Origin of the sequence: Nocardiopsis sp. YSL2 (genome assembly GCF_030555055.1) — a bacterium.
Lineage (GTDB): Bacteria > Actinomycetota > Actinomycetes > Streptosporangiales > Streptosporangiaceae > Nocardiopsis.
Genome location: NZ_JAMOAO010000001.1, coordinates 4,528,905 through 4,555,380 on the forward strand (window position 1 = coordinate 4,528,905; position 26,476 = coordinate 4,555,380).

Genomic DNA, 26,476 nt, shown 5'->3' on the forward strand with positions numbered 1-26,476 from the left:
TCCATGCTGAGTTGTGCACTACGGCAGTTTCCTACATTGTGACGCAAGGAAGTGTAGAAATCCACTCAACCCCTTCGGCTCCTGTGGCTGCTGCACCGCCTGGAGCGCAACGGCTACGTCCAGGCGTCCTGGAGGTCCAGGTCGAACAGTGGCGCGGCTTCGTGCGGCGCCGCCGGGCCATCTCCCCGCAGGGCGTCGAGGATATGGAGGACCACCTGCGCGAACAGATCGTGGACCTGGGGTCGAACGGCCCCGACGAAGAGGAAGCCCTCCTCGTCGCGGTCAAGCGCATGGGCCACCTGGACGAGGTGTCACGGGAGTTCGTCCGCGAGCACGCCCACCGGCTCCGGAAGCCGTGGGTCCTCGTTCCCGAGGCCGACGACGGTGCCGGCGGCATCGGGCGCTGGCGCGATCTCGGGGTGGTCCTCGCGTTCTCGGTCGGCCCGGGCTACGGGGCGACGTCACCCGGTGCGGGTGTCGGTCAGCTCGCTGTGTAGACCACGAACGAGACCGCGACGTAGTGGCAGACGAACGCCGCGATGGTCAGCGAGTGGAAGATCTCGTGGAAGCCGAACCACCGTGGTGCGGGATTGGGCCGCTTGAGGCCGTAGACCACCGCACCCACGCTGTAGAGCACCCCGCCGACCAGGATGAGGATCCACGTCGCCGGGTGCGTCCCGCCGATCAGGTCGGGGATGAACAGCACCGCGACCCAGCCGATGGCCAGGTACAGCGCCGTCGACAGCCACCGGGGGGCGTTGAGCCACAGCAGCTTGAAGGCCACGCCCGCCGTGGCGCCGCCCCAGATCAGCGCGAGCATCGCCGTGCGCAGCGCGCCGTCCAGGACCAGGATGACGAAGGGCGTGTAGGTGCCGGCGATGATGAGGTAGATGTTGGAGTGGTCCATGCGGCGCAGGATCCTCTGCGCGGGCGGGGACCAGCGGCCCACGTGGTAGACGGCCGAGGTGCTGAAGAGCAGCACCGAGCTGAGGGCGTACACCGCGCTGGCGGCCATCGCCGGCAGCGTGGGTGACAGGCACACCAGGACGATGCCCGCCGCCAGGGCGAGCGGCGCCGTACCCAGGTGCAGCCACCCGCGCAGTCGTGGCTTGACCGCCTCCAGGAGGTCCTCGGCGGCTCCGCGCGCTTTGGTCCTCATCGTCTCGCCCTGGTGTTGCTGCTCCTCCGACACCGTCGCACTCCTCGCGTCCACTCGTCCCGCGTCGGTACGGGGCTCACGGGCAGCCTAACTTACGCATCCGTAGGTTACTGCCAGGTAATGCTGTGTCGAGCCGCACATCGCCGAATCCGCGCCGGTGCGGGGGCTCTCGTCGGCGCCTCCCGGTGGCGGCTGTGGTTCTCGGTGGTCGTGTGCCTCCAGGGGGCGGTTCCGCCTCCGGTCGTCCTTCGGCATGCGGTCAGAGTTCCCAGGTCGGCAGCGGTGTCGCGGGTGGCGCGGGGCCTCCCTGGTCGTATTCTGGACACAAGGGACCGGTGTACCCGAGCTGAACCATTGGTATAGACCTGTTCAACATCCTTGAACTGCGAAAATATCGTAATCGGGGAGTTCATGACAGGGGAGTCGCGCGCGGTGCGGATAGAGTCCGGACCCATCCGGGCGAGGGGCCGTCCCACCGCGGAGCCGTCGAGAAGAACGAGGGAGCACCCCCGTGGCCAAGTACGTCTACAACTTCACCGAGGGCAGCAAGGACCAGAAGGATCTCCTCGGCGGAAAGGGGGCCAACCTCGCCGAGATGACCAACCTCGGCCTGCCGGTGCCCCCCGGTTTCACGATCACCACCAAGGCGTGCCGGCACTACCTGGAGAACGGCAGCGTCCCCGCCGGGCTGGACGCCGAGATCGAGGCCAACCTCAAGGAGCTGGAGAAGGCCATGGGCCGCCGGCTCGGCCAGCCCGACGATCCGCTCCTGGTGAGCGTGCGGTCGGGCGCCAGGTTCTCCATGCCCGGCATGATGGAGACCGTCCTCAACATCGGCCTCAACGACGAGTCGGTCGTCGGCCTGGCCGCCCAGGGCGGCGACGAGCGCTTCGCCTGGGACTCCTACCGCCGCCTCATCCAGATGTTCGGCAAGACCGTCCTGGACATCGACGGAGAACTCTTCGAGGCCGCCATCGACGAGGCCAAGGCCGCCAAGGGCACGACCGACGACCTCGACCTCGACGCCGCGGACTTCCGCGACCTCGTCGCCCGCTTCAAGGACATCGTCCAGGAGCAGACCGGCCGCCCCTTCCCGTCGGACCCCCGCGACCAGATGACCCTCGCCGTCAAGGCGGTCTTCGACTCCTGGAACGCCCCCCGCGCGGTGCTCTACCGCCGCCAGGAGCGCATCCCCTCCGACCTGGGCACCGCGGTCAACATCTGCTCGATGGTCTTCGGCAACCTCGGCATGGACTCGGGCACCGGCGTCGCCTTCACCCGCGACCCCGCCTCGGGCCAGCCCGGCGTCTACGGCGACTACCTCCAGAACGCCCAGGGCGAGGACGTGGTGGCCGGTATCCGCAACACCGTCCCCCTCGCCGACCTGGAGAAGATCGACGCCCGCAGCTACCAGGAGCTCATGGGCATCATGGACACCCTGGAGAACCACTACCGCGACCTGTGCGACATCGAGTTCACGATCGAGCGCGGCAAGCTGTGGATGCTCCAGACCCGCGTGGGCAAGCGGACCGCGGGCGCTGCCTTCCGCATCGCCGACCAGCTCGTCGACCAGGGCATGATCACCCTCGACGAGGCGGTCCAGCGCGTCACCGGCGACCAGCTCGCCCAGCTGATGTTCCCCCGCTTCGACGACCGCGCCGCCACCGACCCCGACCTCCGCCGGCTCGGACGCGGCATGAACGCCTCGCCCGGAGCCGCGGTCGGCAAGGCGGTCTTCGACTCCTACACCGCCGTCAAGTGGTCCCGCAGCGGGGAGAAGGTCATCCTGTGCCGTCGGGAGACCAACCCCGACGACCTGGAGGGCATGATCGCGGCCGAGGGCATCCTCACCAGCCGCGGCGGCAAGACCTCGCACGCCGCCGTGGTGGCCCGCGGCATGGGCAAGACCTGCGTGTGCGGTGCCGAGGAACTCGACATCGACACCAAGAACCGGCGGATGACCGCGCCCGGCGGCGAGGTGGTCGAGGAGGGCGACGTCATCTCCATCGACGGCACCAGCGGTCAGGTCTACCTCGGAGAGGTCCCCGTCGTCGACTCCCCGGTCGTGCGCTACTTCGAAGGGGAGATCGACCCCGCCTCGGACCAGGCCGACGACCTCGTACGCGCCGTGGACCGGCTCATGCACTACGTGGACGCCGCCCGCCGCATGTACGTGCGCGCCAACGCCGACACCCCCGAGGACGCCGCCCGCGCCCGCCGCATGGGCGCCCAGGGCATCGGGCTGTGCCGGACCGAGCACATGTTCCTCGGTGACCGCCGCCAGCTGGTCGAGCGGCTCATCCTCGCCGACACCGAGCAGGAGCAGGGCGAGGCGCTCGGCGCGCTGCTGCCCCTGCAGCGCGAGGACTTCAACGGCATCCTCGGCGCCATGGACGGCCTCCCGGTCACCGTGCGCCTGCTGGACCCGCCGCTGCACGAGTTCCTGCCCGACATCACCGAGCTGTCGGTGCGCGTGGCCGTGGCCGAGGCGCGCGGGGAGAGCCACGAGAACGATCTGCGGGTGCTCCAGGCCGTGCACAAGCTGCACGAGCAGAACCCGATGCTGGGCCTGCGCGGTGTGCGCCTCGGCCTGGTGGTCCCCGGCCTGTTCACGATGCAGGTACGCGCCATCGCCCAGGCCGCGGTGGACCGGATCAGGGAGGGCGGCCGGCCCCGCCCGGAGATCATGATCCCGCTGGTGGGCACGGTGCAGGAGCTGGAGATCATCCGCGACGACGCCCTGCGCGTCCTGCGCGAGGTGGGGGAGGAGAACGGCCTCGAACTGGACTTCCCGGTCGGCACCATGATCGAGCTGCCCCGCGCGGCGCTCACCGCCGGGCAGATCGCCGAGCACGCCGCCTTCTTCTCCTTCGGCACCAACGACCTCACCCAGACCGTGTGGGGCTTCTCCCGCGACGACGTGGAGGCCTCGTTCTTCTCCGCCTACCTGGAGAAGGGCGTCTTCGGCGTCTCGCCGTTCGAGTCGCTGGACGTCGACGGCGTCGGCCGCCTCATCCGCATCGCCGTCGAGGAGGGACGGGCCGCGCGTCCCGGCATCAAGCTCGGCGTGTGCGGCGAGCACGGCGGTGACCCGGCCTCGGTGCACTTCTTCCACGAGGCGGGGCTGGACTACGTGTCCTGCTCGCCGTTCCGAGTACCGGTGGCGCGCCTGGAGGCCGGCCGGGCCGCGGGTCGCGCCAGCGGCTGACCGGATCGGTCCGGGCGCCCCTGCGCCCGGACCGCGGGCTCCGCCTTCCGGGCGCCCGGACCGCCCCCGCGGACACCTGCGGGGGCGGTCGTGTGCGTGGGCCGCCGACCGGATGCCGCCCGTCCGCACACGCCCTAGACTCGGGCCCGGCTGGGAACAGCCCACCAGGGGTCATCGTGACCTTTTCGTGATATATTTTCGTGTGCTGGCCTGGCCGTCTTCCCCGATCCCCTCCTCACCTCAGGTTCGTCCCCGAACGGGTCGGCCTGCCGAGAACCAGCGGCGGTCGGAAGTCGTCCCAGTGGGGGTAAGTACTCCAGTCAGCGAATTGTGCGGAGGTGAGCAGGTGCGAGTGGCAGGCGACGGTCACGGCGACGAGCCGTGGGAGGGCCCGGCCGGTGCCTCCACCGACAACGAGGCCACCCGGGTCTTCACCCGGAGCGAGTACGCCCCGGCCGCGGCCGGGGAAGGGGACGACGCCACCCGGTCCTTCCCGCACGAGCCAGGGGCGTCCGGAGCCGATGGGGCCGGCCCCCACCCCGCCCCGGAGTCCGGTGGAGAGGCCACCATGGCCTTCCCCCGTGACCCCGCCGCCGGTGCCACCCGCGCGTTCTCCCGCGACGAGTTCCCGCCGCGGCCGGGCGGGCCGGGCGCCGACGACACGGTCACCGGAGCACAGGGGGCCGCCGAGGAGGCCTCCTTCACCCGACGCTTCGTCCGCGACCGTCCCGCGCCCCGCGGACGCGCGCCCCGCACCGGGCCCGACCCCCTGTCCGATCCCGACACCGCCCCCGACGCCGGGCCCGGACCCGGTCCCGGGCCCGGCGCGGATCCCGAGCCGGAGCGCGCCCCCCGCCCACCCGCGCGGCCCCGGCGCCGACGCCCGCGCCGCCGCGTCCGCAAGCGCTGGATCGTCACCCTGCTGCTGCTGGCGGCCCTGGCGGTCCCCCCGGCGACGTGGGGCTGGGTCTGGTACACCGCCCGCCAGGACGACCGCACGCCCTCCGACGCCATCGTGGTGCTGGGCGCCAGCCAGTACAACGGCGTGCCCTCTCCGGTCTTCGAGGCACGGCTGCGCCAGGCCCAGGAGCTCTACCTCGAAGGTGTGGCACCGGTCATCGTCACGGTGGGCGGCAAGCTGCCGGACGACAACTTCACCGAGGCCGCGTCCGGGCGCAACTGGCTGGTGGAGGTGGGCGTGCCCGCCGACTCCGTCGTCGCTGTCGAGGAGGGCAGCGACACCCTGCAGAGCATGTCCGCCGTCTCGGAGGTCTTCGACACCAACGGCTGGGAGACCGCCATCCTGGTCTCCGACCCATGGCACAGCCTGCGGTCCCAGCAGATGGCGGACGACTTCGGTATCGAGGCCGGCGCCTCGCCCGCGCGCTCGGGGCCGGCCGTCATCGAGCGCCGCACGCAGCTCTGGTACATCACCCGGGAGACCGCGTCCCTCTGGTACTACTGGATCTTCAACGACAGCAGCGATATCCGCGTGAACGCCGCCTGACCTGCGTACGGTTTCGTCACCGTCGGGAAGTAGGCTCGCAGTGATGACGAGCGGTCCCGGAGACGAAGGGCGCGTCCTCGGCTACCAGGCCCGGGACACCGAGCGCATGGCCGGCGAACGGCGCAAGAACCGTGCCCGGGGCCCCTTCGAGCGCGACCGCGCCCGGGTCCTGCACAGTTCGGCGCTGCGCCGCCTGGCCGCCAAGACCCAGGTCGTCCAGCCCGGTGTGAGCGACTTCCCGCGCACCCGGCTCACGCACTCCCTGGAGTGCGCGCAGATCGGGCGGGAACTGGGCCAGGTGCTGGGCTGCGACCCCGACCTGGTCGAGGCCGCGTGCCTGTCGCACGACCTCGGCCACCCCCCGTTCGGCCACAACGGCGAACGGGCCCTGGACGAGGCGGCGGCCGCCTGCGGTGGGTTCGAGGGCAACGCCCAGAGCCTGCGCCTGCTCGTGCGCCTGGAGGGCAAGGTCATCGACGCCGACGGGCGCAGTGCCGGGCTCAACCTCACGCGCGCCACGCTCGACGCCACCGTCAAGTACCCCTGGTGCCGGGGCGGGGGCGGCGACACCCACAAGTTCAACTGCTACCCCGACGACACCGAGGTCTTCGACTGGCTGCGCGAGGGCGCGCCCCCGGGCCGCACCTGCTTCGAGGCCCAGGTCATGGACTGGTCCGACGACGTCGCCTACTCCGTCCACGACGTCGAGGACGCCCTGCACGCCGGGCTCGTGCGCATGGCCGCGCTGCGCAGCCCCGTCGAGCGCGCCGAGGTCGTGCGGGTGGCCGCCGACTCCTACTGCTCCGCCGAGCCCGCGGAGCTGGACGAGGTGTTCGCCGACCTGCTGGCCGCGCCCGTGTGGCCCGCCGAATTCACCGGCGACCTCGCCTCGCTCGCCGCGCTGAAGAACCTCACCAGTGAGTTCATCGGCCGCTTCTGCCGGGCGGCCGAGGGCGCCACGCGCGCCGCCTACGGGCCCGGCCGTCTGACCCGCTACGGCGCCGACCTCATCGTTCCGCGCCGGGCCCTGCTGGAGTGCGCTCTGCTCAAGGCGGTCGCCGCCCACTTCGTGATGTCGCGCGAGGAGGCCCTGGCCTACCAGGTCGAGGAGCGCCGTACCGTCACCGAGCTCGTGGAGGCGCTCTGGAAGCGCGCTCCGGGCGACCTGGACCCCCAGTTCGCCGAGGCCTTCGCCGCCGCCGAGGACGACGCCGCGGCCCTGCGGGTGGTCGTCGACCAGGTCGCCTCCCTCTCCGACACCTCCGCCACGGTGCTGCACTCCCGCCTCCTGGGCTGACACTGTTCGGGAGATTTCTCCCGGAGAAGTCTTGACGCCGTTCCTGTTAACGCTAACAATGTTGGCTGCGTCACAGAACTTTCCTGAGCGTTTCGAGGAGGTGCCGTCCAGGTGACCCTGCAGAGTGGTCGCAGTCCGGTCATGGCCGACGTCGCCCGTCTGGCCGGTGTCTCGCACCAGACCGTGTCGCGGGTCGTCAACGGCCACCCCAACGTGCGCGCCGAGACGACGGCACGCGTGCAGCGGGCCATCGACGAGCTCGGCTACCACCGCAACTCGACCGCGCGCGCCCTGGTCACCCGCCGGACCAACGTGCTGGGGGTCATCGCCTTCGACACCACCCTGTTCGGCCCGGCCCAGACCCTGGCCGGCATCGAGAGGGCCGCCCGCGAGGCCGGGTACTTCCTGAGCATCGTCAGCCTGGACGACGTCAGCCCCGCCGGTGTCGCCGAGGCCGTGGACTACCTCATCCAGCAGTCCGTCGAGGGCTGCATCGCCATCGCCCCGCAGCGGGCGCTGGTGGAGGCCCTGGTCGCCGTGCCCGGTCCGCGCCCCCTGGTGACGGTCGAGGGCGGCGAGGGGTCGGGGCTGCCGGTCGTGTGCGTCGACCAGGCCCAGGGCGCGTACGACGCCGTCCGCCACCTCATCGACCTCGGGCACCGCACCGTGCACCACATCTCGGGCGACCCGGAGTGGCTGGAGGCCGAGTCCCGCGTGGCCGGCTGGCGCCGGGCCCTGGCCGAGGCCGGCGCCACCGCCCCGGAGCCGCTGGTCGGCGACTGGAGTCCGCGCTCCGGTTACGAGAAGGGCCGGCACCTGGTCCAGCGGCTGGCCACGGGCGAGCCGGTCACCGCGGTGTTCGTGGCCAACGACCAGATGGCGATCGGCCTCCTGCGCGCCCTGGCCGAGGCCGGGCTCCGGGTGCCGGACGACATCAGCGTCGTCGGGTTCGACGACGTCCCCGAGGCCGAGTTCCTCGCTCCGCCCCTGACGACCGTCGCCCAGGACTTCGCCCAGGTGGGCCGGGTGAGCCTGCGGGTGCTGCTCGACGAGCTCGGCGCGGGGGAGCGGCGCGCCGCCGGGGGCGCGTCCGGTCCCGCGGCCGATCCGGCCCCCAGGCTCATCGTGCCCGCGCGGCTGCGGGTACGCCAGAGCAGCGGCCCCGCACCCTCCCCGGGTCCGCACGGCTGACCCGCCCGTCGCCGACCAACCGGCCCGTCCCCCCGTCCCTCTGTCCACACCGCCCGCACGACACCCGTACCGACCCCGAGGAGGGCACACGCGTGGCCCAGAATGTTAACGCTCACAACACCGGCGGTCCCGACGCCGTGGTCATCGGGGTGGACTTCGGCACCCTCTCCGGCCGTGCCGTCGTCGTCCGCGTGGCCGACGGGGCCGAGCTGGGCACCGCCGTCCACGAGTACGAGCACGGCGTCATCTCCGACACCCTGCCCGGCGGCACCGACCCCCTCGCGCCCGAGACCGCCCTGCAGTCCCCCGAGGACTACCGGCAGGTCCTGCGCAACGCCGTCCCGGACGCCATCGCCGCCGCCGGCGTCGACCCGGCCGACATCATCGGCGTCGGCACCGACTTCACCGCCTGCACGGTCATGCCGGTCACCCGCGAGGGCACCCCGCTCAGCGAGCTGCCCGGCCTGGCCGACCGGCCGCACGCCTGGCCCAAGCTCTGGAAGCACCACGCCGCCCAGCGCGAGGCCGACGACATCAACGCCCTGGCCGCCTCCCGCGGCGAGAAGTGGCTGCCCCGCTACGGCGGCCGCATCTCCTCCGAGTGGCAGTTCGCCAAGGGCCTGCAGGTCCTGCGCGAGGACCCCGGGACCTACCACCGCGCCGACCGGTGGATCGAGGCCGCGGACTGGATCGTGTGGGAGCTGTGCGGTCAGGAGACCCGCAACGTCTGCACCGCCGGATACAAGGGCATCCACCAGGACGGCGCCTGGCCGAGCACGGACTTCCTGGGCGCCCTCGACCCCGCCTTCGCCTCCTTCGCCGAGGACAAGCTCGCCCACCCCCTCTCCCAGCTCGGTGAGCGCGCCGGCCGCGTCACCGCCCGCGCCGCCGCCTGGACGGGGATCCCCGAGGGTGTGCCGGTGGCCGTCGGCAACGTCGACGCCCACGTCACCGCCGCCACCGCCCAGACCACCGGAACCGGCCGGATGCTCGCCATCATGGGCACCAGCACCTGCCACGTCATGAACTCCGACGTCCTGGCCGACGTGCCCGGCATGTGCGGGCTCGCCCTCGGCGGCATCGCGCCCGGCATGTGGGGCTACGAGGCCGGGCAGAGCGGCGTCGGCGACATCTTCGCCTGGTTCGCCGACTCCTACGTCCCACCGGAGTACCACGAGCGGGCCCGCGAACGCGGCCTGTCCGTCCACGACCTGCTGTCGGCCATGGCCGCCGAGGCGCCCGTCGGATCCCACGGCCTCGTCGCCCTGGACTGGCACAGCGGCAACCGGTCGGTCCTGGTCGACCACGACCTGTCCGGAGTCCTGGTCGGCCTCACCCTGGCCACCCGGCCCGAGGAGGTCTACCGGGCCCTGGTCGAGGCCACCGCCTTCGGTACCCGCACCATCGTCGAGGCCTTCGAGACCGCCGGTGTCCCCGTCCACGACTTCACCGTCGGCGGCGGCATGGTCCGCAACCCCTTCGTCCTCCAGGTCTACGCCGACGTGCTCAACCGCCCGATCCGGCTCGTGGCCTCCGAACAGAGCTGTGCCGTGGGCGCCGCCATCCACGCGGCGGTCGCGGCCGGGGCCCACGCCGACATCCACGCCGCCTCCGCGGCCATGGGCGGCGTCCGCCCGGACACCGTCGACCCCGACCCCTCCCGAGCCGCCGCCTACGACGACCTCTTCGCCCTCTACACCGAACTGCACGACCACTTCGGCCGCGGCGGAAGCGACAGCCTGCACCGGTTGCGCGCCCTCCGCAACGCCGCCCGGAAGGGAACACGATGACCACCGACGCCCTGCGCGAGCAGGTGTGCGCCCTGCACGCCGAACTCCTGCGCTGGAACCTGGTGACCTGGACCAGCGGCAACATCTCCGCCCGCGTCCCCGACGCCGACCTGATGGTGATCAAGCCCAGCGGAGTGTCCTACGAGGACCTCACACCCGAGGACATGGTGGTGTGCGACCTCGACGGCACCGTCGTCGAGGGCCGGCACAAGCCCTCCAGCGACACCGCCGCGCACGCCTACGTCTACCGGGCCCGCCCGGACGTCGGCGGTGTGGTGCACACCCACAGCCCCTACGCCACGGCCTGGGCCGCCCGCGGCGAACCCGTCCCGTGCGCCATCACCGCGATGGCCGACGAGTTCGGCGGCGACATCCCGGTCGGCCCGTTCGCCCTCATCGGCGGCGACGACATCGGCAAGGGCCTGGTCGCCACCCTCGAGGGACAGCGCTCCCCGGCCGTGCTCATGCGCGGCCACGGCGTATTCACCGTCGGAGACACCGCCCGTGCGGCCGTCAAGGCGGCCGTCATGTGCGAGGACGTGGCCCGCACCGTCCACCTCGCCCGCGAGAACGGGCCCGTCGAGCGCCTGCCCCAGGAACACATCGACGCCCTCTACGACCGCTACCAGAACGTCTACGGCCAGTAAGGACAACCTCCGTGCCCCACCCCCAACCGACACCCTCGGCCCACGAACCCATCCAGAACCGGCCGCCCCGCATCGGCCTGCTCGGCATCATGCAGCCCCTCTACGACGACATGATCCCCGGCATCACCGAGCGCCAGGCCGACTACGCCGCCCAGGTCGCCGCCTCGCTGTCGGAGACCGCCGAGTGGACGGTCAGCTCGCCCGTGCGCGGCCGCGCCGACGCCGAGCGGGCCATGCGCGAGTTCGAGGCCGCCGGCCTGGACGGTGTCATGGTCGTCATGCTCACCTACGGGCCCTCGCTGCGCGTCACCCGGCTGTTCAGCCAGATGCGGCTGCCGGTCGCGCTGGCCAACATCCAGCCCGACCCGGCCGTCAGCCCCTCCTGGGACATGGCCGACATGACCTACAACCAGGGCATCCACGGCGCCCAGGACACCGCCAACGCCATGGTGCGCGCGGGCCTGCCCTTCGAGGTCATCACGGGGGAGTGGCAGAGCGCCGAGTTCACCGCCCGCGTGGACCGCTGGGCGCGCGCCGCCCGCGCCGTCACCGCCCTGCGCTCCCTCAAGGTCGGCGTGTTCGGCTACCCCATGAACGGCATGGGCGACGCCCGCGTGGACGAGACCGCGTTCCTGCGCAAGCTCGGACCCGAGATCGAGATCATCGCGCCGGGCACCCTGCACCGCACCATGGCCGAACTGCCCGCCGAGGCGGTCACCGATCTCATGGAGTGGGAGGACGGCGCCTTCGAGGTGGACGAGCGCCTGTCCAAGGAGGAGCGCGAGGACCACGCCCGGATGCAGCTGGGCATCGAGCGGCTGCTGGAGGCCACCGGCTGCGGCGCCTACTCCACGCACTTCGACGCCATCGGCGAGGACGGCCGCTTCGCCCGCCTGCCCATGGCCGCCGCCTCCACGCTCATGGCCAAGGGCTACGGGTTCGCCGGCGAGGGAGACGTGCTGGCCGCCTCCGTGGTCTACGCCGGGCACCAGCTCGCCGGGGACGGCCACTTCACCGAGATGTACGCGATGGACTTCCCCACCGACTCCATCCTCATGAGCCACATGGGGGAGGGCAACTGGAAGGTGGCCCGCGACGACGAACCGATCCGCCTCATCAAGCGCCCCCTGGGCATCGGCGGCCTCGACGACCCGCCCACCATCGTCTTCCGGTACCGGCCGGGCCCGGCCACGCTGGCCTCGCTCGTGGCGCTCGGCGGCGAGCGCTTCCGCCTGGTCGTGGCCGAGGGCGAGGTGGTCGACACCCCCGAACTGCCCGACCTGGAGATGCCCTACGGTCAGTTCCAACCCGCAACAGGCGTCCGGGCCTGCATGGATGCCTGGCTCCGGGCCGGCGGTACCCACCACATGGTCATGAACACCGGGGCTCGGGCGCAGGACTGGCGCGTCCTGTGCGAACTCGCCGACATTGAGTACGTCCAGGTCTGATCCCGTCGTGAGGCGCCCCGCGCGGGGCGCACCCGAGACCCCCACCGCGGAGGGCCCGGCCATCCGGGCCCTCCGACCCCCCGGCGCAAGGAGACACCATGCGCAGAGCATCACGAGCAACACACACGCCGCCCCCGGCCGGGCCGGGCCGCCGGTCCTTCGTCGCCGGCGCCCTGGCCACCGCGGGCCTGGCCGCTGCGGGCTGCGCCCCGCCCGACACCCTGATCAGCGGCGACACCCGGTTGCGGCAGTGGAACCTGTTCGCGGGCGGCGACGGCAACCGCATGGTCGAGATGCACGACGCCTACCAGGCCGAGCACCCCCAGATCGACTTCCGCGCCACCACCTTCACCTGGGGCGCGCCCTTCTACACCAAGGTCGCCATGGGCGCCGCGGGCGGCCGGGGCGCCGACATCGCCACCGTGCACATCTCGCGTCTGGAGAGCCTGGCCCCCGGCCGCCTGCTGGACCCGATCGACCCCGCGCTGCTCGCCGAGTTCGGCATCGACGACACCGTCGTGCTGCCCAACATCTGGGAGAAGTGCTTCTTCGACGGTCAGCTCTACGCCATCCCCATCGACACCCACGTGCTGATCCAGTACCTCAACCTCGACGTGTGCCGGCAGGCGGGCGTGCTCGACGCCGACGACCGCCTCGTCGAGGTCTCCGGAGTGGACGACTACTTCGACCTGCTCCGCGAGATCCAGGGCGTGACCGGCGAGTACGGCCTCTCCATGGACACCTGGAACCCGTGGTCCAACTTCTGGGCGCTCTACCGCCAGCAGGACGGCGACCTCGTCTTCGGTGAGGACGACTTCGAGATGGACGACGACAAGGCCCTGGCCGCCATGGACGTCATGTTCCGCCTCTCCGAGGAGGGGCTGGCCCCGCGCCACTCCAGGGACGCCGACACCGCCGCGAACCTGTCGAACGGCCACGCCGGGCTGATGATCCACGGCAACTGGGAGATCCCCACCCTGGAGGCCACCGGGATCGAGTTCTCCGCCACCCAGTTCCCCGCCGTGTTCGGCAACCACCGCACGCGCGGCGACTCCCACTGCTACGTCTTCCCGCACCAGCGCGACCGCGACCCCGAACGCACCCGGGCCGCCACGGAGTACGCCGCGTGGATGCTGCACCACAGCCTGACCTGGGCCGGTGGCGGACACATCCCCGCCTACCAGCCGGTCGTGGAGAGCGCCGAGTACGACGCGCTGCACCCCCAGTCCGAGTACCGCGAGGCCGCGGAGAACGTCCAGTTCGAGCCCGAGGCCTGGTTCAGCGGATCGGCCGGGCGGCTCCAGGAGGAGGCGGCCGGTGCCCTGACCACCCTCCACCAGGGCACCCAGACCCCGGAGCAGTCACTCGACCAGCTCAAGGGCACCATCCGTGAACTGCTGACCGTCCCGTCGCCGGTGTAGGGAGCCCCACCATGACCCAGAACACCCACGCTCCCGCGCCCCGTACCGCGCCCGGCCCCGCCGCCGCGCCGCGCGGCCTCGTCGACGTGCGCCGCCGCCCGTCCTCCTGGACCGGCCTGTGGTTCGTCCTGCCCTTCCTGGCCTTCTACGCGCTCTTCCTGCTGTGGCCCGCCGTCGTCGGGTTCGGCTACACCTTCACCGACCGCAGCCTGGCCGGCGGCGACGTCTCCTTCGTGGGACTGGACAACTGGACCGAGAGCCTGACCGACTCGGCCATGTACGACTCGCTGTGGAACACGCTGTGGTTCACGGTCCTGAGCGTGCCCGTCATGGTGCTGCTGGCGCTCGGCCTGGCCCTGCTCACCGACCACGCGCGCCGCCTCGGCTGGTTCCTGCGGCTGTCGTTCTTCGCCCCCTTCGTCCTGCCGGTCACGGTGATGACGCTCATCTGGGGCTGGATGTACAACCCGAGCCTGGGCCTGTTCAACGGCACCCTCGGACGCTTCGGGATCGAGGGGCCCGAGTGGCTCTTCTCCGAGGACACCGCGATGTTCTCCGTGGTCGTGGCCACGGCGTGGTGGCAGGTCGGGTTCAACTACCTGCTCTACCTGGCCGCCATGCAGTCCATCCCCAAGGACGTCTACGAGGCCGCCGCGATCGACGGGGCCGGCGCCTGGCAGCGCATCGGGCGGATCACCCTGCCGATGCTGACCCGCACCACGGCGCTCATCGCCGTCCTGCAGCTGATCGGCTCGCTGCGCGTGTTCGAGCAGATCTACCTGATGACCAGCGGTGGCCCCAACTTCGCCACCCGCACGGTCATCCAGTACATCTACGACTCCGGCTTCGTCGGGCTGCGCATCGGCCTGGCGTCGTCGATGGCCTACGTCTTCATGGTCCTCATCATCGCCGCCTCCATCGCCCAGTTCCGACTCTTCTCCCGGAAGGAGGGCTGACGATGGCCACCTCCACACCCCCCGCCCCGCGTACCGCCCAGGGCCCGGCGACGACCCCCCGGCCCGCGGCCCCGCGCCGCCGCCGGTGGTCGGCCGGCTCCGTCGCCCTGTACACCGTCGCGACCCTGGCCGCCCTCATCTGGTTCGTCCCGCTGCTGTGGGCCTTCGCCACCTCCGTCAAGCCCGAGGGCGAGACCACCGTCATGCCGCCCTCGTGGCTGTCGGCCAACGCCACCTTCGAGGCCTACGCCCTGGTCCTGGGGCGCGGGGACATCGTGCGCTGGACCATGAACTCGCTCATCACCACGGTGATCGTCACCGTGCTCACCCTGGTGATCTGCGTCCTGGCCGCCTACGGGTTCTCCCGGTTCGACTTCCGCGGCAGGCCGGGGCTGTTCGCCCTCGTGATCGGCGGCATCCTCATCCCGCCGCAGACCCTGATCGTCCCGCAGTTCGTGCTGATGACGCAGCTGGGCCTGGTGGACACCTACTGGGGCGTCGCGCTGCCCCAGGTGGTCGCACCGGTGTTCGTGTTCATCCTCAAGCGCTTCTTCGACGCTATCCCGCGCGACTACGAGGACGCCGCCCGCCTCGACGGCGCCGGACCCCTGCGCGTGCTCTGGAGCGTCATCCTGCCGCTGTCGCGGCCCATCCTCACCGCCGTCGGCATCTTCACCTTCATCGGTGCCTGGAACAACTTCCTGTGGCCGTTCATCGTGGTCAACGACCCGGAGATGATGACACTGCCGGTGGGGCTGGGCACGGCGGTCGGCCAGTACGGCATCCAGTACGCCCAGGTCATGGCCTCGGCCGTGCTCGGCGCCATCCCCCTGCTCGTCGTCTTCCTGCTCTTCCAGAGGCACATCGTCACCGGTGTCGCCGGAGCGGGCATCAAGGGCTGACCCGCGCCTCCCGACCCCTCAGGAGACCTCCCATGAGACGCACTCTCACCACGGCCGCGGCGGTCCTGGCCGCCACGGCCCTGACCGCGACCCTGGCCGTCCCGGCCGCCGCAGCCCGGGACGACTGGGACGTGCCCCCCAACAACCCCGGACTGCCGGTCCAGGGCTACCAGCCCGACGACATCCACCCGTTCGCCGGGGGACTGCGGGTGCACGACCCGGGCCTGCTCAAGGGCGGCGCCGGTGAGGACTGGTACGTCTTCGGCACCGGCAACCCCGAGATCGGCGACGGCAACATCCAGATCCGCAGCTCGCCCAACGGCCGCCACTGGACCTACACCGACACGGTCTGGGACACCAAGCCCGCCTGGATCGCCGAGGAGATCCCCGGTGTGGAGACCCTCTGGGCCCCGGAGATCTTCCACGCCGACGGCACGTACTACTTGTACTACTCCGCCTCGACGTTCGGCTCGAACCGCTCGCTGATCGGCCTGGCCACCACTCCCACGCTCGACCCCGAGGACCCCGACCACGCCTGGACCGACCAGGGCAAGGTGTTCGAGTCCTTCGCCGGAGACCCCTACAACGCGATCGACCCCGGCATCGTCGACGACGCCGAGGGCCGCCGCTGGATGACCTTCGGGTCCTTCTGGTCCGGTATCCACATGGTCGAACTCGACCCGGCCACCGGCAGGGCCCTCCCGGGCGCCGACACCGTGCACCTGGCCGACCGGCAGGAGCCGCCCAACGCGGTCGAGGCCCCCTACATCGTCGAACGCGACGGCTACTACTACCTCTTCGTCTCCTTCGACCACTGCTGCCGGGTCGGCAGCGACTACAAGATCGCCGTCGGACGGGCCACCGAGCCCACCGGCCCCTACCTCGACGCCGACGGCGTCCCGATGCTCGAGGGCGGCGGCACCGTGATCGTCGCCGACGAGGGGACCATCACCGGTTCGGGCGGCCAGTCCGTCTCCGGCGGCCTGCTCGCCTACACCTACTACGACACCGGCCTCGGCCCGGACTTCGACTTCCGGATGGCGATCCGCCGCCTGCACTGGTCCGCCGACGGCTGGCCCTACGTGGAGCCCGGAACGCCCGGACGCAGCCGAGCCGCCGCCAACTGACCGCCCCGACCGCCCACCCGTCGCCCACCACCACCGCCCACCACCACCCTCAACGGACGGCCTTCGGCCGCCGTACCTCCCACTTACGGACGGCCTTCGGCCGCAGTACCCCTTCAGACAGGAGCCCACATGATCAACGCCTCCCTGAGCGTCGACGCCGCGACCCCCGTGGCCCCGGTCCACCGCCGCACGTTCGGCTCCTTCGTCGAGCACATGGGACGCTGCGTCTACACCGGCATCTACGAGCCCGGCCACCCGACCGCCGACGCCGACGGCCTGCGCCAGGACGTCGCCGCACTGGTCCGCGAACTCGGTGTGACGACCGTCCGCTATCCCGGCGGCAACTTCGTCTCCGGCTACCGCTGGGAGGACGGCATCGGTCCCAAGGACCGGCGTCCGGTCCGCCGGGACCTGGCCTGGCACAGCCTGGAGACCAACCAGTTCGGCCTCGACGAGTTCATGACCTGGTGCCGCCGCCAGGGCATCGAGCCCATGATGGCGGTCAACCTGGGCACCCGCGGCCTCCAGGAGGCCCTCGACCTGCTGGAGTACGCCAACCACCCCGGCGGCACCCGGCTGTCCGACCTGCGCGCGGCCAACGGCCATCCCGACCCGCACGACATCCGCATGTGGTGCCTGGGCAACGAGATGGACGGCCCCTGGCAGATCGGCCACCTGGACGCGCGCTCCTACGGGCGCAAGGCCGCCCAGGTCGCCCGGGCCATGAAGATGGCCGACCGGGACCTGGAACTGGTCGTGTGCGGCAGCTCCGGATCGTCGATGCCCACCTTCGGCGCGTGGGAGGCCACCGTCCTGGAGGAGACCTACGACGCCGTCGAGTACATCTCGCTGCACGCCTACTACGAGGAGCACGACGGCGACCTCGCCAGCTTCCTCGGCGCGGTCACCGACATGGACCACTTCATCGAGTCGGTGGTCTCCACCGCCGACGCCGTCGGCGCCAAGCTGCGCGACCGCAAGCGCATCCAGCTCTCCTTCGACGAGTGGAACGTGTGGTACCTCAGCCGCCACCAGGCGCTCGCCGAGGTCCAGCCCACCGACGACTGGCAGGTGGCGCCCCGCGTCATCGAGGACCAGTACAACGTCGCCGACGCCGTCGTGGTCGGCAACATGCTCATCAGCCTGCTCCGCCACAGCGACCGCGTCACCGCCGCCAGCCAGGCCCAGCTCGCCAACGTCATCGCGCCGATCGTGACCGAGCCCGGCGGCCCGGCCTGGCGGCAGACCATCTTCCACCCCTTCGCCCTCACCGCGGCCTCCGCCGCCGGCCACGTCCTGCGCGCCGACCTGGACGCCCCCGTCCAGGACACCGCCAAGTACGGCGAGGTCGAGGTCGTGGACAGCGCCGTCACCCACGACGAGGAGACCGGCCGCACCGCCGTGTTCGTCGTCAACCGCTCCGTCGACCAGCCGGTCGCCCTCACCGTCGACCTGCGCGGCCTCACCCCGGCCGAGGTGACCGAGGCGCTCACCCTCGCCGACGACGACGCCTACGCCGCCAACACCATGGACGACCCCGACCGGGTCGCCCCCCAGCCCAACAAGTCGGCCCGGCTGGACGGCGGGCACCTGACCGTGACCCTGCCGCCCGTCTCGTGGACCGTCGTCACCCTGTCCTCCCGGACCCGGTGACACCCGCACATCCCCCAACACAAGAACAAGTGAGGTCCCACATGCGCACACACGCCAGAGCAGGAGCCTTCACCGCCGGCCTCGCCGGCGCGGCCCTGCTGCTCACCGCCTGCGGCGGTGTCGGCGACGCCGCCCAACCCGAGGGAGAGGCGGGCACCGTCGGCATCTCCATGCCCACCCAGTCCTCGGAGCGGTGGATCAACGACGGCGCCAACATGGTGGCCGAGTTCGAGGAACGCGGCTTCGGCACCGACCTGCAGTACGCCGAGGACGTGGTGGAGGACCAGGTCGCCCAGATCGAGAACATGATCACCCGGGGCGCCGACATCCTCGTCATCGCCGCCGTCGACGGCCAGGCGCTCGGCGACGTGCTCGACATGGCCGACGCCTCCGACATCCCGGTGATCGCCTACGACCGGCTGATCATGGGCACCGAGCACGTCGACTACTACGCGACCTTCGACAACTTCGAGGTCGGCGTTCTCCAGGGCCAGTACATCGTCGACTCCCTCGACCTGGAGAACGAGGAGGGCCCGTTCAACATCGAGCTGTTCGGCGGGTCGCCCGACGACAACAACGCCTACTTCTTCAACGACGGGGCGATGTCGGTGCTCCAGCCCTACATCGACGACGGAACCCTGGAGGTGCGCAGCGGCCAGACCTCGATGGAGCAGATCTCCACCCAGCGCTGGGACGGCGCCCTCGCCCAGTCCCGCATGGACAACCTGCTCAGCGCGAACTACTCCGACGAGGACGTGCACGCCGTGCTCTCGCCCTTCGACGGCATCAGCCTGGGCGTCATCGAGTCCCTGCGCGCGGTCGGCTACGGCAGTGAGGAGCGGCCCCTGCCCGTGATCACGGGCCAGGACGCCGACGTCTCCTCGGTCAAGTCGATCATCGCGGGCGAACAGACCCAGACGATCTTCAAGGACACCCGCGCGCTGGCCGCCCAGACCGTCGACATGGCCGAGGCCGTGCTGGCGGATGAGGAGGTCCCCGTCAACGACACCGAGACCTACGACAACGACGTCAAGGTCGTCCCCGCCTTCCTGCTCGAGCCCGTCAACGTGGACATCGACAACTACCACGAGGTCCTGGTCGAGAGCGGCTACTACGAGGAGTCCGACCTCGAATGAGTACCGCGCACGAGTGGTCCGCCGACCACGGCGGGCCACTCCTGCGGATGCGTGACATCCGCAAGGAGTTCCCCGGCGTACGTGCCCTGGACGGGGTGTCGCTGAGCGTGGGCCACGGCCGCGTCCACGCCCTGATGGGCGAGAACGGCGCCGGCAAGTCGACCCTGATGAAGGTCCTCAGCGGCGTGCACCCGGCCGGCTCCTACACCGGCGAGGTGTTCGTCGACGGCGAGCCCTGCGCGTTCTCCGGCGTCTCCGACAGCGAGCGGGCCGGGATCGCCATCATCCACCAGGAGCTGGCGCTCATCCCACAGCTGTCGATCAGCGAGAACGTGTTCCTCGGGCACGAGCGGTCCCGCTTCGGCGTCGTGGACTGGGGCGCCACCCACGCCCGGGCCCGGGAGCTGCTGAGCCGGGTCGGGCTGGACGCGAACCCGGCCACGCCCGTCTCGGCGCTGAGCGTGGGCGCCCGCCAGCTCGTCGAGATCGCCAAGGCCCTGGCCAAGCGGGTACGGCTGCTCATCCTCGACGAGCCCACCTCGGCGCTCAACGAGGTGGAGAGCGCCCGGCTGCTCGACCTGCTGCTGGACCTGCGGGCCGAGGGGGTGACGTGCATCCTCATCTCGCACAAGCTCGGCGAGGTCGTCAGCGTCTCCGACGAGATCACCGTGCTGCGCGACGGGCGCGCCATCGAGACCATGTCCGTGGAGCGCGACGCCGACGGGACCCCCTCGGTGGACGAGGACCGCATCATCCGGGGCATGGTGGGCCGCGACCTGGACCACCGGCACCCCGAGCGGATCGGCGACATCGGGCCCGTGCGCTTCGAGGTGCGGGACTGGACCGTCGACCATCCCACCCAGCCGGGACGGCGCGTGGTCGACGGGATCGACCTGGAGGTGCGCGCGGGCGAGGTCGTGGGCATGGCGGGCCTCATGGGCGCCGGCCGCACCGAGTTCGCGATGAACCTCTTCGGCCGTTCCTACGGCCGCCACGTGCGGGGGCGCCTGTACAAGGACGGCGCCGAGCTGGACACCTCCAGCACGGCCGCGGCCATCCGGGGCGGCATCGCCTACGTCCCCGAGGACCGCAAGAACCTCGGCCTGGTGCTGGACGACGACATCCGCCACAACACCACCCTGGCCGCGCTCGGCAGGGTGTCCTCGGGCGGGGTCATCGACCCGGGCCGCGAGGCGGTCGAGGCCCTGGCGATGAGCGACCGGATGCGCGTCCGCAGCCACGGTACGACCCAGCGGGTCCGCACGCTCAGCGGCGGCAACCAGCAGAAGGTCGTCCTCGGCAAGTGGATGTTCACCGAACCCGACCTGCTCATCCTGGACGAGCCCACCCGGGGCATCGACGTGGGCGCCAAGTACGAGATCTACCTGATCGTGCGCAGGCTCGCCGCCGAGGGCGCGTGCGTGCTGCTGATCTCCTCCGAGCTTCCCGAGATCCTCGGCATGAGCGATCGGATCTACACGATGTGCGAGGGGCGCATCACCGGTGAGGTCCCCGGCGAGGGGGCCGACCAGGAATCCCTGATGAGACTGATGACCCGAACCGGGGGCCACCCGTGAACAGACCGACAAGGACGCCCCGCCTGATCCGCCTCGGCGGTGACCTGTTGCGCGGCAACGCCCGCCAGTACGGCATGGCGATCGCCCTGGTGGCGATCATCGTGCTCTTCCAGGTCCTCACCGGAGGCCTGCTACTCACCCCGCTCAACGTCACCAACCTGATCATGCAGAACTCCTACATCCTGATCCTGGCGATCGGGATGATGCTGGTGATCGTCACCGGGCACATCGACCTGTCGGTGGGTTCGGTGGTGGCCTTCACCGGCGCGGTGTCGGCGGTCATGCTGACCTCGTGGGGGCTGCCCACGGTCGTGGTGGTGCCCCTGGCGCTGCTGCTCGGCGGGCTGATCGGCGCCTGGCAGGGGTTCTGGATCGCCTACGTGCGGGTGCCCGCGTTCATCGTCACGCTCGCGGGCATGCTCATCTTCCGCGGCGCGACCCTGGCCGTGCTCGGCGGGGAGTCCATCTCCCCGCTGCCGGCCGCCCTGCGCCAGATCGCCACCGGGTACCTGCCGGGGCCGGAATCGCTCGGACTCCACGTCCTGACCCTGCTGCTGGGCGCGCTCGGTGCCGGGGCGATCGTGTGGATCCAGTGGAACGCCCGCGCCAGTGCGATCAGATACGGCCTGCCGATGCCCCCGGCCGGGGTGACGGTGGCCTCCTCGGTCGCCACCGTCGTGGTGATCATGGCCTTCACCCACGTCCTGGCCCAGTACCAGGGGCTGCCCATCGTGGGTGTGCTGCTGGTGGTGCTCATCGCCGCGTACTCGTTCGTCATGCGCTCCACGACCATGGGGCGGCGCGTGTACGCCGTCGGCGGGAGCGAGCAGGCCGCGGCGCTGTCCGGCATCGGCACGCGGCGCACCACGTTCTGGGTGTTCGTCAACATGGGCGTGCTCTCGGCACTGGCCGGACTCGTGTTCACCGCGCGCCTGAACGCGGCGACCCCGGGCGCCGGAACCATGTTCGAGCTCGACGCGATCGCGGCCGCCTTCATCGGCGGCGCCTCCGCCTCCGGCGGCGTGGGGACCGTCATCGGCGCCGTCATCGGCGCTCTGGTGATGGGCGTGCTCAACAACGGCATGTCGCTGATCGGCCTCGGCGTGGACTGGCAGCAGCTCATCAAGGGCCTGGTGCTGCTGCTGGCGGTGGCCTTCGACATCTACAACAAGCGCCGCGTCACGGCGGCCCGCCCCGCGGCGGCCGAGACACCCGCGCCGGAGGCGGCGAAGGAACCGGCCGAACAGGAACGGGCACCGTCCCGGTGACGACGCCCCGGCGGGGGAGGACTCCCGCCGGGGCCGTGCCGGGCCCGGCACGCGCCCGAAGGACGAGGTCTAGTCCCAATGCCGTTCGGTTGGTCATCTGGCGGTTTTGGCAAGGCGTTGATCTCGATGCGGACGACACTCCTGTGGGTCCGGTGGTCGATACCGCGGCCCACCGCGCGGTACTTGGAGCTGATCGCTCGTTTCCTCACCCGGGGTCGGGACCGGTCTCGGCGGGCGGGCAGGAGGCCGCTCAGGACAGCGGCCCCGATCCGACCGACCAGGTCGACCCGGCCCGGGACGGTAATGCCCTGAGCACGGATGACCTGATCACGTGCGGCGTTCAGCGCGATGGCGAACCCGCCACGATCGGGATCGGTGTCGGGCCGGTGCAGCACAGCATCGCTCATCGCGGTGCGCAGTGCCTGATAGGTGATCACAAGCGCCCAGGTTTGCTGGATGACGGCCGCCGGGTAGCGGCCGCGCAGAACCCTGCCGCCCAGGACGGTCGATTTCAGCTCGCAGTAGCTGATCTCGATTGCCCAGGGTTCGTGGTGAAGCCTGACCAGGGCGGCAACGGGTGCCTCCTGTGGATCGAGCAAGCTGGTCACGAGCCGGTACGTGGTGGGCTCGTTGGTGCCCTCGGCGGAGGCGGTAGTGATCGTGGCCTCGATGACACGGACGGGCGTCGCGCCGATGCGGGACCAGAACGTGCCGTCGGGCAAGGAGTGCAGGACCGGTAGCTTGAGCGCTGTGCGGTGGGTCTTGGCGCGGATGAGGAAGTCCGCGCCCGTGGAGGCGACCGCGTCCACGAAAGCGGTGGCTGAGAAGTTGCGGGTGTGTCCGCCAGCGCGATCTGGGTGCCGTCGATCGCGGCCACCAGTCGGACCGCGAAGGTGGTGGCCTGTGTCGCGGTCACCGCTGCGGGGCCTTTGACGAGGTCGAAGAGTTCTTTGAGTGGTTGGGGGCCGACCCGTCGCATCGCGGCCGTGATCGATGAACCCGTGGGCGCAGGGAGCGGTGGGGCAGGGAGGCGGTCAGTCGGGACCAGACGGCTTTCCAGCCCAGCCCGGTGAACAGTGCGCCTGCGAGCAGGAGGTAGACCACCACCCGCGAGGGGATGCGCCGCAGGCGCGGTTGCAGGCCGCCTGTGCGGGCCCCTTGAAGCGCTCGGTGGAGGGCTCAGCATCGGCACACCCTGGCCTGGCGGTGTGTGACGGAACCGGTGCGCACCGGAGCGAACGCTGGTTCGAGTGTCCCCGCGGCGAACTACGCTGGAACGCGTGGCTGGACGGATCAAGGACGAAGACATCGCACTGGTGCGCGAGCGCACCCCCATCGCGGACGTGATCGGCGAGTACCTGCAGCTGCGCAACGCCGGCGGCGGCTCGCTGAAGGGCTTGTGCCCCTTCCACGACGAGAAGTCGCCGTCCTTCAACGTCACCCCGTCCAAGAACCTGTTCTACTGCCTGGCGGGGGAGACGCGGGTGCTGACCCGCGACGGTGTGCGGCCGATCCGCGAGCTGGCGGGCGGTGAGCACACGATCCTCACCCGTGGCGCCACATGGGTGGAGGCGCCGTTCTACTCCTTCGGCGTGCAGCGACTCATGCGCGTGACCCTGAGCAGGAACGGCCAGCGCAAGGAGATTCACGCCACACCGGAACACCGCTGGTTCGTCCAGGCCGGAAAGGACAGCTCGAAGCTCCGCGAGGTGACCTCACAGGAGCTGAAGCCGGATCACCGACTCGCCTACGTCTTTCCGGCGAAGAAGGTCACCCAGACCACTCCGTCTCCCTTCGGCATTGCGCGCGGGATCACCTTCGGCGACGGCACCCGGATCCATCGTGGAAGCATGGCCCAACTCGACGCGGAGAAGGATTCGGCGCTTCTCAAGTGGTTCCCCAACAGCGAGACCTCTCAGCACGGGCGGCAGATCCTCGTGCACCACCTCCCCGGGTTCTTCAAGGACCTGCCCTCCCTGGATGAGTCGCACTCCTACCTCTACGGCTGGCTCGCGGGCTATGTGGCGGCGGACGGGCATGTCGCCAAGGACGGAACAGTCTCGCTCAACTGCGCTGACCGCTCCGTGTTGGAACACGTCCGCATGGTCTGCACGCGGCTGGGCATCGGCACGTATGGCATCACCGAACAGGTGCGCGAGGGCTTCCCTGGGCGCGAACACTCCTCCCTGTTCCGTGTGCACTTCGTCAACGACGATCTCACTGAGGACTTCTTCCTCCATGACGAGCACCGCACCAGGTTCTCCGGTGCCGAGAAGAAGTACTCGCGTCGGGGGTGGACGGTGCGCTCCGTCGAGGAGACCGACCGCGTCGAAGAGGTCTTCTGCGCGGTCGTCGAGGACGGACACGCCTTCGTCCTTGAGGACAACATCCTCACAGGCAACTGCTTCGGCTGCGGCGAGGGCGGGGACGCGATCTCCTTCCTCCAGCGCATCGACAACCTCAGCTTCGCCGAGGCCGTGGAGTCGCTCGCCAAACAGAGCGGCATCACCCTGCGCTACGAGGAGGGCGGCCGCAGCACCCGGCGCGGCGACGAGGGCCAGCGCCAGCGGCTGCTGGAAGCGCACCGCGCCGCGGCGGAGTTCTACGCCGAACGGCTGCTGTCGCCCGAAGCGGTCACCGCGCGGCGCTTCCTCACCGACCGCGGCTTCAACCGGGAGAACGCCGAGCAGTTCGGACTGGGCTTCGCACCCGCCGGCTGGGAGAACCTCACCACACACCTGCGCAACAAGGGCTTCACCGACCAGGAGCTCATCACCGGCGGGCTGGCCAGCCAGGGGCGGCGCGGTGCCTACGACCGCTTCCGCAACCGGCTGCTGTGGCCGGTGCGCGAGGTCACGGGCGAGGTGGTCGGCTTCGGTGCCCGCAAGCTCGCGTCCGAGGAGGACGGGCCGAAGTACCTCAACTCCCCCGAGAGCCCCATCTTCCACAAGGGGCGGCTGCTCTACGGGCTCGACCTCGCCAAGCGGGAGATCTCACGCCACAACGAGGCGGTCATCGTCGAGGGCTACACCGACGTGATGGCCTGCCACCTGTCCGGCGTGCCCACGGCCGTGGCCACGTGCGGGACCTCCTTCGGGGAGGACCACGTCAAGATCCTGCGCCGGATGCTCCAGGGCCGCTCCAACCACGGCGGCCGGGTGGTGTTCACCTTCGACGGCGACGCCGCCGGACAGAAGGCCGCCGTCCGGGCCTTCGCCGAGGAGCACGGGTTCGCCTCCGAGACCTTCGTCTCCGTCCAGCCCGACGGGCTCGACCCCTGCGACCTGCGCATCCAGCAGGGGCCGCAGGCCGTCGCCGACCTGGTCCACCAGGCCGCGCCGCTGTACGAGTTCATGATCCGCAAGGTCATGGAGGAGTACGACCTCACCACCGCCGAGGGCCGGATCGCCGCCCTGGACGCCGCCGCACCCATCGTCGCCTCAATCCGGAACGAAGGAGTGCGTCGGTCCTATGGCAAGAACCTTGATGGCTGGCTCGGGTTGATGGACGAGGCCTTCGTGCTACGCCGGGTGCGTCAGCACATGAAGCGTGGTGGTGGGGATCGCCACAACCCTGGTCGTGCAGTTGGAACCCCCAAGCCTGAACCTACGCCGGACGCTCGGGAAGCGCCCTACGACTTGCGCGACCCCTCCGTGCGTCGCGAGCGGCAGGCCTTGAAGATCGCTGTTCAACAGCCTGGGCTGGCCACCGGGTTCGACAAGTTCGCAGAAGAGGACTTCACTGTCCCTCAGCACAAAGCGGTCCTCCGCCTCATCAGCAGCATGGGCGGAGTGGGAGCCGTGCACGATCCCGGGAGCTGGGCCATCGACCTGCGCGAGGCCGCACCGAACGACGCCCAGCGCGATTTCCTCACGCGATTGGCTGTTGAGGAGATCGAGTTCTATGGAGAACTCGACGAGCATTACGTCAGAGAATTGATGAGCACAATCATGGCTCATTCCATCAATCGGAGAGAGCTAAACCTAAAATCTGAGCTGCACAGGATCGATCAGAGCTCGCAGCCAGAGGATTACAACCGGGTGTTCGCTGAACTGATGGCGCTTGGCCAGCAAAAACGTGCTCTCCAGGAGGAGACTGCGGGTTGAGTGTGCCGCTGGGGTGACAATAATGGATCTCCCCCTTTCGGTACCCTTGCGGGCACAATGGTGGGGTGGCTCCCATGGTTGTG

Annotated in this window: 20 protein-coding genes; 17 read left to right on the forward strand and 3 right to left on the reverse strand. The window is 70.6% G+C overall.

The annotated features are described in order from the left end of the window. Nucleotides 1–83 precede the first annotated feature (83 nt). Nucleotides 84–497, forward strand: coding sequence for a permease prefix domain 1-containing protein (locus M1P99_RS19900; protein WP_304454111.1), 414 nt, complete (start codon nucleotides 84–86; stop codon nucleotides 495–497). Here M1P99_RS19900 and M1P99_RS19905 read toward each other — a convergent pair. Then, nucleotides 482–1,159 (reverse strand): hemolysin III family protein, encoded by a 678-nt coding sequence (locus M1P99_RS19905; protein ID WP_304454112.1) that lies wholly within the window; start codon nucleotides 1,157–1,159, stop codon nucleotides 482–484. The two genes, M1P99_RS19900 and M1P99_RS19905, sit on opposite strands and share 16 nt — an antisense overlap. A 511-nt stretch (nucleotides 1,160–1,670) precedes the next feature. Between M1P99_RS19905 and ppdK the strand changes: the two genes are divergently transcribed. The 15 genes from ppdK to mmsB all read left to right on the forward strand — a co-directional run bounded on the left by ppdK (nucleotide 1,671) and on the right by mmsB (nucleotide 22,287). After that, entirely contained in the window at nucleotides 1,671–4,367 is a 2,697-nt protein-coding gene (gene ppdK, locus M1P99_RS19910) for a pyruvate, phosphate dikinase (RefSeq protein ID WP_304454113.1), read from the forward strand. A 346-nt stretch (nucleotides 4,368–4,713) separates the two neighbouring features. Then, complete coding sequence (locus M1P99_RS19915) at nucleotides 4,714–5,874, forward strand: YdcF family protein (protein ID WP_304454114.1); 1,161 nt, start codon at nucleotides 4,714–4,716, stop codon at nucleotides 5,872–5,874. A 43-nt stretch (nucleotides 5,875–5,917) separates the two neighbouring features. Then, nucleotides 5,918–7,171, forward strand: coding sequence for a deoxyguanosinetriphosphate triphosphohydrolase (locus tag M1P99_RS19920; RefSeq protein WP_304454115.1), 1,254 nt, complete (start codon nucleotides 5,918–5,920; stop codon nucleotides 7,169–7,171). 141 nt (nucleotides 7,172–7,312) lie between these two features. Then, on the forward strand, nucleotides 7,313–8,362 hold the full coding sequence (locus tag M1P99_RS19925) for a LacI family DNA-binding transcriptional regulator (RefSeq protein WP_304455762.1): 1,050 nt from the start codon (nucleotides 7,313–7,315) through the stop codon (nucleotides 8,360–8,362). Nucleotides 8,363–8,499: 137 nt separating this feature from the next. Then, entirely contained in the window at nucleotides 8,500–10,152 is a 1,653-nt protein-coding gene (gene araB / locus M1P99_RS19930) for a ribulokinase (RefSeq protein WP_304455763.1), read from the forward strand. Beyond that, the gene (locus M1P99_RS19935; RefSeq protein ID WP_304454116.1) at nucleotides 10,149–10,799 is read left to right on the forward strand and encodes an L-ribulose-5-phosphate 4-epimerase; all 651 of its coding nucleotides are present in this window, start codon (nucleotides 10,149–10,151) and stop codon (nucleotides 10,797–10,799) included. The genes araB and M1P99_RS19935 overlap by 4 nt, the downstream gene beginning before the upstream one ends. A gap of 11 nt (nucleotides 10,800–10,810) precedes the next feature. After that, nucleotides 10,811–12,247, forward strand: coding sequence for an L-fucose/L-arabinose isomerase family protein (locus tag M1P99_RS19940; protein ID WP_304454117.1), 1,437 nt, complete (start codon nucleotides 10,811–10,813; stop codon nucleotides 12,245–12,247). A 98-nt stretch (nucleotides 12,248–12,345) separates the two neighbouring features. Beyond that, nucleotides 12,346–13,668: an extracellular solute-binding protein gene (locus tag M1P99_RS19945; protein ID WP_304454118.1), complete on the forward strand. Its 1,323-nt coding sequence runs from the start codon at nucleotides 12,346–12,348 to the stop codon at nucleotides 13,666–13,668. Between the two features lie 11 nt (nucleotides 13,669–13,679). Then, complete coding sequence (locus tag M1P99_RS19950) at nucleotides 13,680–14,624, forward strand: carbohydrate ABC transporter permease (RefSeq protein WP_304454119.1); 945 nt, start codon at nucleotides 13,680–13,682, stop codon at nucleotides 14,622–14,624. Between the two features lie 2 nt (nucleotides 14,625–14,626). Next, nucleotides 14,627–15,526 (forward strand): carbohydrate ABC transporter permease, encoded by a 900-nt coding sequence (locus M1P99_RS19955; protein WP_304454120.1) that lies wholly within the window; start codon nucleotides 14,627–14,629, stop codon nucleotides 15,524–15,526. 32 nt (nucleotides 15,527–15,558) lie between these two features. Then, nucleotides 15,559–16,653, forward strand: coding sequence for an arabinan endo-1,5-alpha-L-arabinosidase (locus tag M1P99_RS19960; RefSeq protein WP_304454121.1), 1,095 nt, complete (start codon nucleotides 15,559–15,561; stop codon nucleotides 16,651–16,653). Between the two features lie 129 nt (nucleotides 16,654–16,782). Beyond that, the gene (locus M1P99_RS19965) at nucleotides 16,783–18,306 is read left to right on the forward strand and encodes an alpha-N-arabinofuranosidase (protein ID WP_304454122.1); all 1,524 of its coding nucleotides are present in this window, start codon (nucleotides 16,783–16,785) and stop codon (nucleotides 18,304–18,306) included. Between the two features lie 41 nt (nucleotides 18,307–18,347). Next, nucleotides 18,348–19,442 (forward strand): multiple monosaccharide ABC transporter substrate-binding protein, encoded by a 1,095-nt coding sequence (chvE, locus tag M1P99_RS19970; protein ID WP_304454123.1) that lies wholly within the window; start codon nucleotides 18,348–18,350, stop codon nucleotides 19,440–19,442. Beyond that, nucleotides 19,439–21,019, forward strand: coding sequence for a sugar ABC transporter ATP-binding protein (locus M1P99_RS19975; RefSeq protein WP_304454124.1), 1,581 nt, complete (start codon nucleotides 19,439–19,441; stop codon nucleotides 21,017–21,019). Before chvE ends, M1P99_RS19975 begins: the two co-directional genes overlap by 4 nt. Further along, nucleotides 21,016–22,287, forward strand: coding sequence for a multiple monosaccharide ABC transporter permease (gene mmsB, locus M1P99_RS19980; RefSeq protein WP_304454125.1), 1,272 nt, complete (start codon nucleotides 21,016–21,018; stop codon nucleotides 22,285–22,287). Before M1P99_RS19975 ends, mmsB begins: the two co-directional genes overlap by 4 nt. Here the strand turns inward: mmsB and M1P99_RS19985 are convergent. Further along, a complete protein-coding gene (locus M1P99_RS19985; protein ID WP_304454126.1) occupies nucleotides 22,182–23,096 on the reverse strand; it encodes a hypothetical protein in 915 nt (304 codons plus the stop codon). The genes mmsB and M1P99_RS19985 overlap by 106 nt on opposite strands. Nucleotides 23,097–23,199: 103 nt before the next feature. Continuing rightward, a complete protein-coding gene (locus M1P99_RS28670) occupies nucleotides 23,200–23,427 on the reverse strand; it encodes a transposase domain-containing protein (RefSeq protein ID WP_369696586.1) in 228 nt (75 codons plus the stop codon). A gap of 140 nt (nucleotides 23,428–23,567) precedes the next feature. On the opposite strand from M1P99_RS28670, the gene dnaG reads away from it, so the two are divergent. Further along, nucleotides 23,568–26,393: a DNA primase gene (gene dnaG, locus M1P99_RS28675; protein WP_369696566.1), complete on the forward strand. Its 2,826-nt coding sequence runs from the start codon at nucleotides 23,568–23,570 to the stop codon at nucleotides 26,391–26,393. Nucleotides 26,394–26,476 lie beyond the last annotated feature (83 nt).